General features: G+C 56.9%; 14 protein-coding genes and 1 pseudogene. 10 read left to right on the top strand and 5 right to left on the bottom strand.

The genetic code is table 11. The features are described 5' to 3' along the window. Positions 1-342, top strand: a pseudogene (locus tag HMPREF2928_RS00690) (stage 0 sporulation protein J); the annotation flags it as partial. Between the two features lie 112 nt (positions 343-454). Here the strand turns inward: HMPREF2928_RS00690 and trxA are convergent. The 5 genes from trxA to HMPREF2928_RS00715 all read right to left on the bottom strand — a co-directional run bounded on the left by trxA (position 455) and on the right by HMPREF2928_RS00715 (position 6,192). Further along, complete coding sequence (trxA, locus tag HMPREF2928_RS00695; RefSeq protein ID WP_049351863.1) at positions 455-781, bottom strand: thioredoxin; 327 nt, start codon at positions 779-781, stop codon at positions 455-457. Between the two features lie 53 nt (positions 782-834). Further along, complete coding sequence (gene trxB / locus HMPREF2928_RS00700) at positions 835-1,869, bottom strand: thioredoxin-disulfide reductase (RefSeq protein ID WP_070686992.1); 1,035 nt, start codon at positions 1,867-1,869, stop codon at positions 835-837. 704 nt (positions 1,870-2,573) lie between these two features. Further along, entirely contained in the window at positions 2,574-3,764 is a 1,191-nt protein-coding gene (locus tag HMPREF2928_RS00705; protein WP_246823531.1) for a serine/threonine protein kinase, read from the bottom strand. Between the two features lie 195 nt (positions 3,765-3,959). After that, positions 3,960-5,624 (bottom strand): murein biosynthesis integral membrane protein MurJ, encoded by a 1,665-nt coding sequence (gene murJ / locus HMPREF2928_RS00710; protein ID WP_070686996.1) that lies wholly within the window; start codon positions 5,622-5,624, stop codon positions 3,960-3,962. Positions 5,625-5,688: 64 nt separating this feature from the next. Then, positions 5,689-6,192 carry an NUDIX hydrolase gene (locus tag HMPREF2928_RS00715; protein WP_070615706.1) on the bottom strand — a complete coding sequence of 168 codons (504 nt, stop codon included), beginning with the start codon at positions 6,190-6,192 and terminating at the stop codon, positions 5,689-5,691. Between the two features lie 126 nt (positions 6,193-6,318). On the opposite strand from HMPREF2928_RS00715, the gene HMPREF2928_RS00720 reads away from it, so the two are divergent. The 9 genes from HMPREF2928_RS00720 (at position 6,319) to dnaB (ending at position 14,570) form a co-directional block, all read left to right on the top strand. Further along, positions 6,319-7,743: a CCA tRNA nucleotidyltransferase gene (locus HMPREF2928_RS00720; RefSeq protein ID WP_070686998.1), complete on the top strand. Its 1,425-nt coding sequence runs from the start codon at positions 6,319-6,321 to the stop codon at positions 7,741-7,743. A 190-nt stretch (positions 7,744-7,933) separates the two neighbouring features. Continuing rightward, positions 7,934-8,239, top strand: a complete 306-nt coding sequence (gene rpsF / locus HMPREF2928_RS00725) for a 30S ribosomal protein S6 (RefSeq protein WP_005504056.1) — start codon at positions 7,934-7,936, stop codon at positions 8,237-8,239. A gap of 95 nt (positions 8,240-8,334) precedes the next feature. Next, the gene (locus HMPREF2928_RS00730) at positions 8,335-8,967 is read left to right on the top strand and encodes a single-stranded DNA-binding protein (protein ID WP_005504055.1); all 633 of its coding nucleotides are present in this window, start codon (positions 8,335-8,337) and stop codon (positions 8,965-8,967) included. Between the two features lie 83 nt (positions 8,968-9,050). Further along, positions 9,051-9,287, top strand: a complete 237-nt coding sequence (rpsR, locus tag HMPREF2928_RS00735; RefSeq protein ID WP_004005948.1) for a 30S ribosomal protein S18 — start codon at positions 9,051-9,053, stop codon at positions 9,285-9,287. Positions 9,288-9,307: 20 nt separating this feature from the next. Beyond that, positions 9,308-9,760, top strand: coding sequence for a 50S ribosomal protein L9 (gene rplI, locus HMPREF2928_RS00740; protein WP_049341934.1), 453 nt, complete (start codon positions 9,308-9,310; stop codon positions 9,758-9,760). Positions 9,761-10,000: 240 nt separating this feature from the next. After that, positions 10,001-10,306, top strand: coding sequence for a hypothetical protein (locus tag HMPREF2928_RS00745; RefSeq protein ID WP_065423876.1), 306 nt, complete (start codon positions 10,001-10,003; stop codon positions 10,304-10,306). 643 nt (positions 10,307-10,949) lie between these two features. Next, positions 10,950-11,756: a class I SAM-dependent methyltransferase gene (locus tag HMPREF2928_RS00750; RefSeq protein WP_044150903.1), complete on the top strand. Its 807-nt coding sequence runs from the start codon at positions 10,950-10,952 to the stop codon at positions 11,754-11,756. A 267-nt stretch (positions 11,757-12,023) separates the two neighbouring features. Further along, the gene (locus tag HMPREF2928_RS00755; RefSeq protein ID WP_246823532.1) at positions 12,024-13,109 is read left to right on the top strand and encodes a glycosyltransferase; all 1,086 of its coding nucleotides are present in this window, start codon (positions 12,024-12,026) and stop codon (positions 13,107-13,109) included. Positions 13,110-13,214: 105 nt separating this feature from the next. After that, positions 13,215-14,570, top strand: coding sequence for a replicative DNA helicase (gene dnaB, locus HMPREF2928_RS00760; RefSeq protein WP_005504033.1), 1,356 nt, complete (start codon positions 13,215-13,217; stop codon positions 14,568-14,570). The last annotated feature ends 367 nt before the right edge of the window (positions 14,571-14,937 follow it).

Raw genomic sequence — 14,937 nt, forward strand, 5'->3', positions numbered from 1 at the left:
ATTCTCTCCGCGGGTCACGCGCGCGCCCTGCTGGCTCTGACGGACCAGGCTCAGATTGAGACTCTTGCACAGAAGATTGTGAATGAGGGACTGTCGGTTCGCGCAACTGAGGAGCTGGTGAACCATGCATCCGGCGCTGCGGAGGTGAAGGAGCGCAAGGCTCCTCAGCCTCAGAAGCACCGTGAGCGCCTGGATTATATTGCGGAGGCTTTTGCTGACAAGCTCGATACTTCGGTGAAGATTTCGCTGGGTGCTCGCAAGGGTAAGATGACCATCGAATTTGCGAATGTTGAGGATCTGAACCGCATTATCCGCGTTTTGGATTCTGATTTCTCGGGCTAAATTTTCGCGTAAAACAATATTTAGCAACTGAAATCAGTTGTATATACAAAAAACCCTCGGTGATGTTTCACGTGAAATATCACCGAGGGTTTTTCTTTAGCTTCTCGAAAGATTAGCCCAGGTGCTCGGAGAACTCAGCCAGCAGAGCGGGCTTCGTCTTAGCACCTACGGTCTTCTTGATGACCTCGCCATCCTTGAAAAGGTAGATGGCGGGAATAGAGGTAATGCCGTACTTCATAGCGGTATCGCCATTCGCCTCAACATCTACCTTGACCACGTCGACCTGACCGGCGTACTCGCCAGCGATCTCGTCAATCACGGGGCCGACCATGCGGCAGGGGCCGCACCATTCAGCCCAGAAGTCCACGATAACGGGCTTGTCGTTCTTCAGAACCAGTTCGTCAAAAGTGGCATCAGTTGCCTGCTGTGCACTGCTCATGGAGTGCTCCTTTCTGACACGGGGTGGATTCCCCTGCGAGTAATACGAATAGTTTAGAGGTTTTCGAGGTAGTGCTGCGCGTCCAGAGCGGCAACAGCACCGGAACCGGCAGCAATAATTGCCTGGCGGTAGGTCGGGTCAATCACGTCACCGGCAGCGAAAACGCCGGGAACGGAAGTCTTCGAGGAACGACCCTGAACCGCGATGGTGTGGTTCTCGGTAATCTCCAGCTGGTCACGTACCAGTTCCACGCGAGGATCGGAGCCAATAGCGATGAACAGACCCTGAACAGCCAGCTGGCGCTCAGAACCGTCCTTGGTGTTGGTCAGGGTGATCGACTCGAGGTTGCTCTCGCCCTGAACGGCGGTGACAGCCGAGTCCCAGACAACCTCAATCTTCGGGTTGTTGAACACGCGGGTCTGCATGATTTCCGAAGCGCGGAAAGAATCGCGGCGGTGCACCAGGTACACCTTGGATGCGAAGGTCGTCAGGAACAGTGCCTCCTCCAGCGCGGAGTCGCCACCGCCGACCACTGCGATTTCCTTGTCCTTGAAGAAGAAGCCATCGCAGGTTGCGCACCAGGAGACGCCGTAACCGGAGAGTCGGTCTTCGCCCTCGATGTTGAGCTTACGGACCTGAGAACCGGTGGTCATGATGACGGTCTTTGCCAGGTGAACGGCGCCGTCAGCGGTGTAGACCTTCTTCACGTCGCCGGTGAGTTCAACCTTCTCTACGTCCTGGTAGCGGATGTCAGTGCCGAAACGCTCAGCCTGCTGACCGATGTTCTCCATCAGCTCGGGGCCCTGGATGCCCTGAATGAATCCGGGGAAGTTCTCGACCTCGGTGGTGTTCATGAGGGAGCCGCCGGGCGCCAGGGAGCTGGCGAAGAGGACAGGCTTCAACTCGGCGCGTGCCGCGTAGATTGCCGCGGTGTAACCAGCGGGGCCGGAGCCCACAATAATGACGTTGTGGACGGTTGCGTCGGCCTCAACCTCGGCTGCCGGTGCCGCCTTGGTGGCGGGTGCGGAAGCGAGGTTCAGATTGCCCAGGGCGGAGCCTCCGAAGAGGCCTCCCAGATTCTCAGTCATCAGATATATCTTTCCGTTGTAGGTCTTTCGTTCTGCCCCTATAACAGGGCTTTATCCTCGATTATTCCATTTTTGGGGGACCCTTATCCAGATACTCCGCGCACTGTGAATCTTTGAGTAGCGGCCCATCCATAAAGAGTCATAAAAGGACATCAAAATGGCCAGGATTTCATGCCAAAGGAGACCTATAACGGCCATCGCTACATTGCCGAAAAAACATGGATGCTTTATATCCGTGGCTAGCATTTAGGGAGATGGTCCCGGTAGGATAGCCGGGCGATTATACGAGGGCGATATTGGTGGGTGTGTCGTGTAGTCAAAGTACAACATCTACCAATTCTCTGCGCTTTGCACAGGGGGAGAGGCAAAAATGAACAACAACCCTCATACGGCTCAGCCCCGACACCGTAAGAATCACTTGAGCAATCTTGGGGCTACTCTGCGAGATCTTGGAGATTTCATCAAAGCTAGCCGCTACGTCCTGGTCCAGCTCTCCATGCTTTTCTTTACCGTAGAGGGGCTTTTGCGGATGCTGCCGTAATAATGAGGCCCGCGCTAGAGACGAAATCAACCGTGCCTTTCAAATAGGAGATGGCTTTCTCTTAGCTACATCAAAAGGGCGGGGCTTCCGAACTGTTGAGTTCAGAAGCCCCGCCCTTGTGTCTGGGGCGTGAGCGCCCTGTCGGCGTCACGTTATGGGTTGATTAGTCCACCTTGATTTCGTTGATGCGCAGACCGTAATTCCACGCTCCGATCGGCAGGGAGAGGCGGGGCAGCTCGTTGACCACGATGATCACGTAGGCACCCTTTTCTGCGCTCTGCTTGGAGGTGTCCAGGGTGACGACTGCATCCTTGCCTTCGAAGGTGCCCTTGCCGACCTCAACCGCACCGTCCAGGGATGCAGAGCTGTTGGTGTAGACGGTGAAGAAGCCGCCGGTGCCGGTGTTCTGCTGGATGGTCAGCTTGGAGACGACGGTGGGGGTCTGCAACTTCAGTGCCAGGCCGAATTCCTTGATGGTGCCGGCGTAGTTGGCGGTGCCGAAGCCGTAGCTGATCCATGCGGTGTTGGCGTTACCGTCGGTCAGGTTCGGGATGAGGGTGTCCATGTCGTTCATGAACGTGGGGTTCGAGGGCACGAAGCGAGCCACGGACGCGATCTTCGCCGGTGCGTTCGATGCCTTAGCGGTCGGGGATGCCGATGCGCTGGCGTTTGCCGCAGCCGATTCGGAGGCGGACATAGAGGACTTGGGGGTGTGCGGTGCGGCTGCCTGGTTGGAGCCGATTGCGCCCAGGGAGGTGAGGATACCGCCTGCGACGATGACGAGCAGCAGGACTGCTGCCAGGGCGACGGCCCAGGTGCCGCGGCTGCCGTCTTCTTCGTCTTCGTCATCTTCGTAGATGCTGGTGGGTTCGGAGTACGCGGTGACGGCGGTGCCGTCGGATGCGTTCCAGTTCTTGGCGGCGGTGATGCTCTCCTGGTTGGCGGTGGAGGTGGAGACCTTCTCGTAGGTGTTGGGGGAGCTGCCGCTTTCGGAGTCGCCGAAGATTTCGGTGCCCAGCGCGTCTTCTGCGTTGGAGAGTGCGTGGTTTTCGACCAGCAGGGTGTCCAGCAGGGTGTCGGGGCGGGTGTGGGAGGTGACGAGGTAGCGGCTACCTTCGGGGGTGATGCCCAGGTCGAGGATTTGGATGTTGCCGCGTGCGTTGGTTGCGAGCGCGCGGGAGTTTGCTTCCAGCAGTGCGCTGCGGCTGGGCGATGCGACGACGACCGAGACCTTACGGTTGAGAATCTGGTCGGTGCCTTCAAGCACCATGTCGGATTCTGCCGTAATGATGATGTGTGCGGTGATCTCGTAGCGGCCTCCGAGGACCGATCCGACCGGAATCTGTTGCGACAACGTGTTCTCCCGAGGTGGTTTCATAGTGCCTGCCGTGTGGCGGGCCCTGACTATTAGATTCTACCCGGCATTGAAGGATGCTGGGGCTGAGTGATAGTTTGTGGCGTCCGGGTGGCTGCCTGTGTCCTCTGCGGGCCCGGTGTGGGGTGCGGTGGGTGCACGGGCAGCTACCCGGGTTGGGCGTTGTGTGCTGCTTTAGCGGCGGGCAAAACGCTCAAGTTTGGAGGTGAGGGGTGCCAGTAGTGCGTTGGCTTCCTTGACGCGGAAGATTTGTATACCGGCGAGGTATGCCAGTCCCATGACGGTGCCGCATACGGCGAGGGTGATGATTGCGGTGAGCTTGGAGGCCCAGGCGAATCCGTCGAGCTGGTAGCCGCCGAGCAGCCAGAGTGCAATGGCAGCGATTCCGCCGGCGAAGAGGGATGCGAGGATGGTGCGGGCGTAGGTGCTGACGATGCCGCGCTGGCCGTAGTAGCCGAGGCGGCGGCGGACCATGTGGTGGCTGATGAACATGATCAGGATGTTGTGCACCGGGTAGATGAAGGCGAGCATGTACACGGTGTACTGGGCGTCGAGCAGGGATGCTGCGAAGCTCATGATGACCATGATGATGGCGGAGTACACCTGGATTCGGAAGGGGGTGCGTGCGTCTTCGCGGGCGTAGAGCACGCGGCTGTAGAGGTAGTTGATGGTGAGGGTGGGGGTGCCGAGCGCGGTGATGACGATGAGCTTGGCGATGATGGTTGCTGCGATGGGGTCGCCGCCGCTGAAGAGTACGGCGACGGGGCCTGCAAGTACCATGAGTGCGACCATGCAGAAGACGGTGGCTACGGCTGCGTTGCGCAGGCCGTGGGAGAGTGCGTAGATGACGCTGTCGCTGTCGTCGGCGATGGCGGAGGCGCTCATGCGGTTGAAGAGCACGGTGGCGATGGAGATGCCGATGACGCCGTGCGGGAGCATGTACAGCATGGAGGCGTAGTTGAGTGCCTGCAGGCCGGGGATTTGGATGCCGAGGGTGGCGTAGTGTTCGCGCTGGCCGACGATGCCTGCGGCGACCTTGGTCATGTAGAGGAACGCGAGGTTGGAGATGATGCCGGAGGCGAGGGTCCAGGCGGCGAGCTTGGAGGCTGCGCGCAGGCCGATGCCTCGCCATGCGAAGTCGGGCTTGAGACGCAGGCCGAGCTTGCGTAGGGGGATGAACAGGACGAGTGCCTGCATGATGACGCCGAAGGTGGAGGAACCGGCGAGCACGAGGGTCTGTGCGTTGGTCCAGTTGTCTACGGTGTGAATCGGGTTGGGGTTGGGGGTTTGTGCGCCGAAGAGGAAGATGAACAGGATCAGCGACAGGATGGTGATGACGTTGTTGAGTACGGGCGACCACATATAGGCGCCGAATGCGTCTTTGGCGTTGAGGACCTGTCCGATGACCGTGTAGAGGCCGTAGAAGAAGATTTGGGGTAGGCACCAGAGGGCGAAGATGAAGCCGAGCTGCCGTTGTTCGGGGCTCCATCCTGAGCCCATGACGCTGATGATGGGCCAGGCGCAGGCGACGGTGATGATGGTGATGAGGCCGATTGCGGTGACGGTAAGGGTGACGAGTTTGGAGATGTATCGTGCGCCGCCGTCTTGTGCTTTGGCCGCCTTGATGATTTGCGGTACGAGGACTGCGTTGAACACGCCGCCTGCTACGAGGACGTAGATGAGGTTGGGTAGGGTGTTGGCGGTTTCGAAGACGTCGCCGACGGTTGAGAGTGAGCCGATGGCTACGGTGAGCAGGATGGTCTTGACGAATCCGAGGATGCGCGAGACGAGGGTGCCTGCTGCCATGATTGCGCTTGAGCGGGCGTCGTTACGTGCCACGTATGTCTCTCCTGTTTCGGCGGGTGATTGCTTCTTTTAGTTTTTGGGCTCTTACAGTGGGTGGTTAGAGCTGGGTGGTGATGTATTCGCGCGCGCTACGGGCGATGTGTTGCTCGTTGGCGAATGAGAGGCGGGTGGGGAGCTCTTCGAGGGGGACCCATGCGACGTCGATTGCTTCGTGGTCGGGGTCGTTGTCGATGCTGAGTTCGCCGCCGGTTGCTGCGAAGAGGTAGTGATGCACGGTTTTGTGGATGCGCGTGCCGTTGGAGGTGAACCAGTAGGCGATGGTGCCGAGGGAGGCTACGGGGTAGCCGGTGATTCCGGTTTCTTCGCCGATTTCGCGTTGTGCGGCTTCGACGGTGGTTTCGCCGTGTTCGATGTGGCCTTTGGGCAGGCACCATTCGCGTTGTCCGTTGCGGTTGATGCGGGCGATGATGGCTACGGGTAGCTGTTCGGGTCGGTCGAAGTCGATGATGAGCCCGCCTGCGGAGACTTCTTCGGGGGCGGGTACCGCTCGCGCGGGCGCGGTGAAGCGCGTTTTGGGGGCGCGGGGTACGGGAATGCTCATGGTTCTACCTTAACCGATAGGCTGAGGTTTTGGTGCCTCGGTTTGGGGTGAGATAGCTGTCTTTGGTGGGGTGTTGTGGGTGTGGGGTGGGCGCGTGGGTGGTTTTTCTGGCACGATTAAAGGATTATGTCGCTGATTATTGATGTTGTGTCGAAGTACCCGGATGCCGCCGAGCTGGGAGAACTGTACCGTGCGGCGGGTTTTGAGCTGTACTTGGTGGGCGGTATTGTCCGCGACAATCTGCTGGATGATGGCGGCCATTTCACTGATTTTGATTTGACGACGGATGCTACTCCGGAGCAGAGTGAGCAGATTCTGCGTGCGTGGGGTGAACACACGTGGGATATCGGCAAGGAGTACGGCACGATTAGTGCGCGGAAGAATGGCGTGGTGTATGAGGTGACCACGTACCGTGCTGAGGTGTATGTTTCGGATTCGCGTAAGCCGACGGTTGAGTTTGGCACGGATTTGAGCGCCGATTTGGTGCGTCGTGATTTCACGATTAATGCGATGGCGGCGGCTTTGCCCAGTGGTGAGGTTGTTGACTTGTTTGGTGGCGTTGAGGATTTGCGTGCGGGTGTTTTGCGTACTCCGCGCTCGCCGGAGGAGTCTTTTTCTGAGGATCCGCTGCGTATGATGCGTGCGGCTCGTTTTGCTGCGCGTTTTAATCTTGAGGTTGCCCCGGAGGTTTTCGAGGCGATGCGTGAGATGGCTGGCCGTATTGAGATTATTTCGGCTGAGCGTGTGCGTGATGAGCTGGTGAAGCTGATTGAGTCGGATTATCCGCGGGTGGGTTTGAACCTGCTGGTGGATACGGGTCTGGCGGATTATGTGTTGCCGGAGCTTCCTGCGTTGCGTATGGAGATGGATCCGGCGCATCACCATAAGGATGTGTATGCGCATTCGTTGAAGGTGATGGAGCAGGCGATGGAGAAGGAGACGGACGAGGACGGCCCGTGCCCGGCTCCTGATTTTATTCTGCGTTTTGCGGCGTTGATGCACGATATTGGTAAGCCGAAGACTCGTAAGTTTGAGAAGGACGGCTCCGTCTCGTTCCTGCACCATGAGGTGGTGGGCGCGAAGATGGTGAAGAAGCGTATGCGTGCGCTGCGTTTTGATAATGACACGATTAAGGCTGTGGCTCGTCTGGTGGAGCTGCATATGCGGTTCTATGGTTACCGCGAGTCGGGTTGGACTGATTCAGCGGTGCGCCGCTATGTGCGTGATGCGGGCGATCAGTTGGAGCGTCTGCATCGTGTGTCGCGTTCTGATGTGACGACTCGTAATCGTCGCCTGTCGCGCTCGCTGGCTGAGGCGTATGACGATTTGGAGCGTCGTATTGCTGAGTTGGCTGCTCAGGAGGAGCTGGATGCGATCCGCCCCGACCTGGACGGTGGCCAGATTATGCAGATTCTTGGTATTGCGCCGGGCCCTGTGGTGGGTGAGGCCTATAAGTTCTTGTTGAATCTGCGTCTGGATGAGGGTTCGCTTCCTGAGGAGGAGGCGAAGGCTCGTCTTCTGCAGTGGTGGGAGCAGCGTCGGGAGGCGTAGCTTCTGCGGTTTTTGGTACCGCATTGCATGGTTGAGGTCACGCGGTGCGGTACTGTTCTATCTGCTTTTTCTCGTGTATTGTTAAGAAATCTATGCGTGTTCCCCGCCCGGTGTGTTTCACGTGTAGGGCACAATGAATCTCCTGCTATGGAAATCCCATAGCCGTTTAGCCCAAAGGAGGGGTTTAATCATGCGTGCATATGAACTGATGGTTATCCTCAGCCCCGAGGTTGAGGACCGTGCGGTTGAGCCGTCGCTGTCCAAGTTCCTCGAGATCGTGACCAACGAGGGTGGTTCCGTCGACAACGTCGACATCTGGGGCCGTCGTCGCCTGGCATACGAGATCCAGAAGAAGTCTGAGGGTATCTACGCAGTGGTGAACTTCACCTCTACCCCCGAGACCGCAGCTGAGCTCGATCGTGTTCTGAACCTGAACGAGTCCGTCATGCGTACCAAGATCATCCGCCCGGAGGATCAGAAGATCTCCAGCAAGTAGTTGTTTCTTGCCGGTCGGCTGACCCCCTAAAAATGTCAGGGGGTTGCGCTGTACTGGATTCAACATACTTGTAACTCTTATCGAGGAGGCATCAAATGGCAGGCGATACCGTTATTACCGTTATTGGTAATCTGACTGGCGATCCGGAGCTTCGTTACACCCCTGCGGGTGCGGCGGTTGCTAATTTCACGATCGCATCGACTCCGCGTACTTTTAACCGCCAGACGAACCAGTGGGAGGATGGGGAGACCCTGTTCCTGCGTGCGTCGGTGTGGCGTGGTTACGCTGAGAATGTTGCAGAGACTCTGAAGAAGGGTACTCAGGTTATCGCGCAGGGCCGTCTGAAGTCTCGCTCGTACGAGACCAAGGAAGGCGAGCGTCGTACTTCGTTTGAGCTTGAGGTCGAGGAGATCGGCCCGACTCTGCGTTTTGCTACTGCTCAGGTGACTCGCGCACAGCGTTCTGCCGGAGGTAATAACTTCGGTGGCGGTGCGCAGGGTGGCTTTGGCGGTGGCGCTGGGTACAACGCTGCTGCTCAGGGCGGTTTCTCCGCTCCTCAGCAGAACAATTTTGCTGCTGCTCAGGGTAATGGTTACTCTGGCCAGTCTGGCTACTCCGCTCCGGCTGCTCCGGCGGCCCCCGCAGCTCCTGCTGCTGATCCGTGGAGTTCTCAGTCTGGTGGTAACTATGACTGGGGTAGCGGCGCCGACGACGAACCTCCGTTCTAAGCCGGTTTCGTTTTCCGAATAGTAATTTATCAATCCATCCCGCGGTTATCCGCCGCGGGCTCCCAACTCTAAGGAGCACCACGATGGCTAAGGCTGAAATCCGTAAGCCCAAACCCAAGCAGAACCCCCTCAAGGCTGCTGACGTCACCGTTATCGACTACAAGGACGTCGCACTTCTGCGCAAGTTCATCTCCGACCGCGGCAAGATCCGCGCTCGCCGCGTGACTGGCGTGACCGTTCAGGAGCAGCGCAAGATCGCTCAGGCTATTAAGAACGCCCGCGAAGTTGCACTGCTGCCCTACTCCGGCGCTGGCCGCTAAAGAGAAGGAGAGACAGTAACATGGCTAAGATCATTCTGACTCAGGAAGTTTCCGGCCTCGGTGCAGCTGGCGATGTTGTCACCGTTAAGGACGGTTACGCACGTAACTACCTGCTGCCCCGCGGCTTCGCCGTGACCTGGACCCAGGGTGGCGAGAAGCAGGTTGAGTCCATCCGTGCCGCTCGTGCGGCTCGTGCTAAGGCTTCTCTGGAAGAGGCTCAGGCAATTGCTGCGGCCCTGGCTGCTAAGCCGGTTGTCGTTGCACACAAGGCTGGCGCTGACGGCCGCCTGTTCGGTACCGTCAAGGCTGAGGCTATTGCTGAGGCTATTGAGGCTGCTGGCATTGGCTCCGTTGACAAGCGCACCATCCACCTGGGTTCCGCTATCAAGCGCACCGGTGAGTACAAGGTGACTGTCCGCCTGCACCCTGACGTTGTTGCTAACGTTGTCCTGGACGTCGTTGCTGCTGCGTAAGTAGGTTTTTAGATATTTGACGCTGGTGCTTTGATGCTGCGGCGTTGAGTGTCGGACGGGGTGTCCCTCTTCGTGAGGGGCACCCCGTTTGTTGTACCCATAGCTGTGCCCGCTCCTGTACATGTTTCACGTGAAACATTATTTTTGGAGCCTGAGAATATGTGTTGTGCTACAGAAGGATTGGTGGTCAGAGCGGTTGCGACTGCGAAGTACACCAATTGACCCCGTAGACTGGTAGACATGGCTCGATCTTTTTCACGTTTATCTTCTAGTGCGCAGCTTCTGTCCACGGGTGTGGTGTTGGAGTGCGTCAATTTGCTGCTGTGCGCTCTAGCGGTTATCCCATTTGCGGACGCGAATGTTGCTACTGCTCTTCTGCTTCTTTTGCTGGTAGTTGGCGGCCTTGCATCCAGTGTTGCGCTGGTGTGCGCGCTGGTGGGTCTGGTGAAGTTCCGTCAGTACCGCGTGACCAATATTTGCTTGGCGGTTATTTCTGTAGTGGCTAACCCGTTGGTGCTGCTGGGTCTGTATATGGCGGCTTATTAGCCCGGTTTAGAGTCCGCAAACTGCACAATATCAAAGCTCTCAGGGTTCTGTTGGTTTTCTCCCAGCTTGTTTCCAGCGAAATTCAATCCTCCCATAAGGTTGGGGGTGTTTACTATAAGTGTTGGTTCGAGAGGACTGCGATGTGAATGTGTGTGTTTCGTGTAGCGGGGTCGCCCGCTAGCGAAAGAAGGATGGCAAGGCAAAAGCGCCTTGCCTTTCTTCTTTTAACGCGACGTGTAGTTTCCGCGTGAAATCCGGGGCGCTACCCCCGATTTTGAAGAAAAATCTATTCCCAGCTTTCTTACAGCTTTAACCTACAGGGAATAAAGGTTTACGCGTAATACTTTATATAGATGGTTCGAGAGGGCCATCAGAAAGTTGGACTTTCCTTGCGGAAGTGGCTCTGATTTTCGTATGTATGTGTGTGTGATGAGACTGGGGTTGGATCGAGAGGTCCAGCTCCAGTTTCTGTTTAATCTCTAGGGTGTGCAGCAAGGGTGGCTGTAGTGGTGTTGCGGCATGCTGTAATAAAGGGCAACCATACTTCTATATAACGTCATATTTCCTTTCTCGGGGTGGCGGGTCTAGAATTGGGAAAGATAAATTTTGCATATTAAATACAAGTATTGAGGAGTTGTCTTCCGTGTCTAAGACCCCTTCCGTTCCCGGTACCGACCGCCCCGCCGAAAAGGCAGCAGGTCACTGGCTGCTGGCTCAGCTGGGCAAGAAGGTTCTGCGCCCCGGCGGCCGCGAGACCACCAACTGGCTGCTGGCTCGTGCTCTGGGCGGCAACATTGACGTCGTGGAGTTTGCGCCGGGCCTGGGTATTACCGCCCTGGAGATTGTGAAGCGTTCCCCCAAGAGCTACACCGGTGTGGATCTTGATCCCAAGGCTGCTGAAATCGTAACCGAGCGTATTGGCGCATCGACTAAGCCGAACTACCGTGTGGTGAACGCTAGTGCCCAGGAGACCGGTCTGCCCTCAGAAAGCTACGACGCCGTGGTGGGCGAGGCGATGCTGACCATGCAGACCGATAAGCACAAGCTGGAGATTATGCGTGAGGCGGCTCGTCTGCTGCGTCCGGGCGGCTACTACGCTATTCACGAGATGTCGCTGGTTCCCGATTATCTGCGCCCCGAGCTGAAGGAAGAGATTCAGAAGGATTTGGCGCGCACTATCCGTGTGAACGCCCGCCCGCTGACTGTTGCCGAGTGGACTGCGCTGGCGGAAGAGGCTGGCTTCGAGGTGCTGGATGTGTACCAGACCGATATGGCTCTGTTGGAGCCGAAGCGTCTGCTGGCTGATGAGGGTCCCGCTGGCGTTGCGAAGATTGCGTTCAACCTGGCGCGTAAGCCGCAGATTCGTGAGCGTGTGCTGGGTATGCGCGGTGTGTTCCGCCGCCACGCGGACCACATTGGCGCTATCGGTCTGATTCTGCGTAAGAAGTAAGACAGAGTCACACCGCAAAGCTTATACAGCGAAACGGAGCCCCAGTATTCCCCTCTATCCGAGGGAATACTGGGGCTCCGTTTTACACTGAGGTGTATGAGCCGCGGTGTATGAGCCGCAGAATCGGCTCAGTCACGTGTACGCCTGCCGGAGTTTGTTATGAGCCGTATTCTTTTCTCGCCTGAAAGCTTCAATATGGGTGAAACCACGCGCTGTATCGAGATAGCGCGTGCAGCTCGGGAGCGAGGCCATACGGTCTTATTCCACGTGTATTCCCCTAAATACCTGGGACTGCTGGAAAACGCGGGGTTGCCCGTGCATCTTCGCGAACCGATTATGAGCGATGCTGAGGCTGAGCAGATTATGGCGCTGGATCAGGGCAGGGGAGTGCGGCACCCTTTTACGACCGGCATGGTGCGTCGAAGGGTTGCCGCTGAGCTTGCGGCTATCCGTGACTTTAGCGCGGATGCTGTGGTGATCGGTTCTAACCTGACGATGTTGCTGTCTGCGCGTATTGCCGGTGTCCCCATTTTCTATGCGCGCCCGTATGCGTACTCGTCGACGTATTTTTCGAAGAAGCCTGCAGCCAGCGAGCTCGCGGCGCCGGGATGGTTGCGGGCTGTGGCGCGGGTGTTTTCGTATAAGCCAGCTTCTTTTACGCGTGTGGCGCGTGAGCATGGGCTCACGCTTCCTCGCCGTACTGTTGATATGCTCAGTGCCGACGTGAATCTTATCTGTTCTCTGTTTACGCAGCTGCGCGGGGATTCTTTGGTAGAGCCTGATGTTGGTGTGGGGCCTATTTATTACCGTGCGCCCGGTGAACTGCCGCAGATTGTTCGCGAGCGCAGGGAGCGGCCACTGATTTACGTGGGAATGGGCTCATCCGGCTCCGCAGATATTTTGGTGCAGGTGCTGCAACAGTTGTCAGCCGCTCCGGTGGATGTGCTGGTTGGCGGCGGGGTGCAGCTCTCGGATACTCACCTGCTGGGCAGCAATATCCATTTCGCCGGGACTGTTCCGGCGCATCTGCTCACCGGTCATATTGATGCCTCGATAACCCACGGCGGTGAGGGAACGGTGCAGACGGCGTGCCTGGCGGGTGTACCGTTTGCCGGTATTGCGATGCAGGCGGAGCAAAGCTGGAATATTGAGGAGTGCGTGCGCTACGGTAACGCCCTGCGTTTTACGAAGAATGATGTGCGCCGCGGCAATGTGCGCGATATTCTGGGCCGTCTGCTCAGAGATGAGGGCATGCGCGCTAGGGCGCGGCAGCTGGGTGAGGCAATGCGCACCATGGATGGGGCGGCGCTCGCCGTTGAGAAGATTGAGGATTATCTGCGCGCTGCCCATTAGGCGTGTATATGTTTCGCGTGTGCCTTCGTGAGAAACTAGCATAGGAGTTCTACAGAAATTGTTTCTGGAACGTCGTAGATACCGGATTGAAACGCGAGGATAAGCATGTCTGAAACTGCCATTGATTATGGTTCCCGCACTATGCCTCATGATGATGTGGCTGAGCAGTCGGTGCTCGGTGGCATGCTGCTGTCAAAGGACGCTATTGCGGATGTGGTTGAGAGCCTGCGTGCGTCTGATTTCTATAAGCCGGCGCACGAGACGATTTATGAGGCGATTCTTTCTCTTTACGGTCACGGTAGCCCTGCGGATGCGATTACGGTTGCTGATGAGCTGAAGAAGCGCGGCGAGCTGACTCGTGTGGGTGGCGCGTCCTATATTCATACGCTGATTGCGTCGGTTCCGACTGCTGCTAACGCTCAATATTACGCTGAGATTGTTAAGGAACACGCGATTATGCGCCGCCTGATTGAGGCGGGTACGAAGATTGCTCAGCTGGGTTACGCCAATGAGACTGAGGTCGATACTTTGGTCGATCAGGCGCAGGCTGAGATTTATGCGGTGACTGATGGTAACGCGAAGGAAGATTATGTGTCTTTCTCTGAGGCGTTGGAGGAGACCATCAATGAGATTGATGCGAACTCGAACCGCCCCGATGGCGTGTACGGTGTGCCGACTGACTTTATCGAGTTTGATGAGCTAACCGGTGGTCTGCACGGTGGCCAGATGATTGTTATTGCAGCTCGTCCGGGTGTGGGTAAGTCAACTCTGGCTCTTGATATTGCTCGTTCGGCGGCTATTCATCATCAGATGACGACTGTGTTTTTCTCGCTGGAGATGAGTCGTACTGAGTTGGCGATGCGTATTCTCTCTGCGGAGGGCAAGATTTCGATGGGTCGTCTGAAGAAGGGTGACCTGGATACTGAGGGCTGGACGAACCTGGCGACTCTGCAGGGGCGTATTGATTCTGCTCCTCTCTTTATTGATGATTCGCCGAATATGACTCTGATGGAGATTCGTGCGAAGTGCCGTCGTCTCAAGCAGCGTAATGATTTGAAGCTTGTGGTGCTGGACTACCTGCAGCTGATGAGTTCGGGTAAGAAGGTTGAGTCGCGTCAGCAGGAGGTTTCGGAGTTCTCTCGTAGCCTGAAGCTGTTGGCTAAGGAGCTGGATGTTCCGGTGATTGCGCTGTCTCAGCTGAACCGTGGTTCGGAGCAGCGTACTGATAAGCGTCCGATGGTTTCGGATCTGCGTGAGTCGGGTTCTATTGAGCAGGATGCGGATATGGTGATTCTGCTGCATCGTGAGGATATGTATAACCCGGATAGTGAACGCGTGGGTGAGGCGGACATGATTATTGCGAAGCACCGTGGTGGTCCAACTCGTACTATCCCGTTGGCGTTTAGCGGTAAGTACTCGCGCTTCAACAATATGGCGAATGAGGCGCCTCCCCAGTACTAACCCCGTACTCAACTAACTCAGTACTAAGCTTTCAGCACTCTGTAGCTGTACCCCTCTTCTTCTGTTCCTTGCCGGATGGAAGGGGAGGGGCTTTTTCGTATCTATAGGTATGGGCGCCCAGGCGCATGGTCAGGAATCATGCAGGGTTAGGAATCAAGCGCAGGGCATGGGAATAAGGGGCCGCAGAGGGGCTCTAGAGGGCATTCTGTGAGGGTTTGAGTGGTTTCTTCTGCGTTTATAAGGTTTTTTGGAAGTTTTTTAAAGATTTTTTAGCACCCATAAAACACTCTGACTAGGCGCTTTGGTGTCTGTGAGGGTGTTTGGGACCCTTTCAAGGCCCCACTTGTGGTCTACTTCACCCTATTTC

This window comes from Rothia sp. HMSC072B04 (genome assembly GCF_001813725.1).
In the GTDB taxonomy this organism is placed as follows: Bacteria; Actinomycetota; Actinomycetes; order Actinomycetales; family Micrococcaceae; genus Rothia; species Rothia mucilaginosa.

Excerpts from the sequence above, each read along its gene's own strand:
- trxA (WP_049351863.1), bottom strand. The coding sequence starts at position 781 with ATGAGCAGTGCACAGCAGGCAACTGATGCCACTTTTGACGAACTGGTT.
- trxB (WP_070686992.1), bottom strand. The coding sequence starts at position 1,869 with ATGACTGAGAATCTGGGAGGCCTCTTCGGAGGCTCCGCCCTGGGCAAT.
- HMPREF2928_RS00715 (WP_070615706.1), bottom strand. The coding sequence starts at position 6,192 with ATGAGCATTCCCGTACCCCGCGCCCCCAAAACGCGCTTCACCGCGCCC.
- HMPREF2928_RS00720 (WP_070686998.1), top strand. The coding sequence starts at position 6,319 with ATGTCGCTGATTATTGATGTTGTGTCGAAGTACCCGGATGCCGCCGAG.
- rpsF (WP_005504056.1), top strand. The coding sequence starts at position 7,934 with ATGCGTGCATATGAACTGATGGTTATCCTCAGCCCCGAGGTTGAGGAC.
- HMPREF2928_RS00730 (WP_005504055.1), top strand. The coding sequence starts at position 8,335 with ATGGCAGGCGATACCGTTATTACCGTTATTGGTAATCTGACTGGCGAT.
- rpsR (WP_004005948.1), top strand. The coding sequence starts at position 9,051 with ATGGCTAAGGCTGAAATCCGTAAGCCCAAACCCAAGCAGAACCCCCTC.
- rplI (WP_049341934.1), top strand. The coding sequence starts at position 9,308 with ATGGCTAAGATCATTCTGACTCAGGAAGTTTCCGGCCTCGGTGCAGCT.
- HMPREF2928_RS00745 (WP_065423876.1), top strand. The coding sequence starts at position 10,001 with ATGGCTCGATCTTTTTCACGTTTATCTTCTAGTGCGCAGCTTCTGTCC.
- dnaB (WP_005504033.1), top strand. The coding sequence starts at position 13,215 with ATGTCTGAAACTGCCATTGATTATGGTTCCCGCACTATGCCTCATGAT.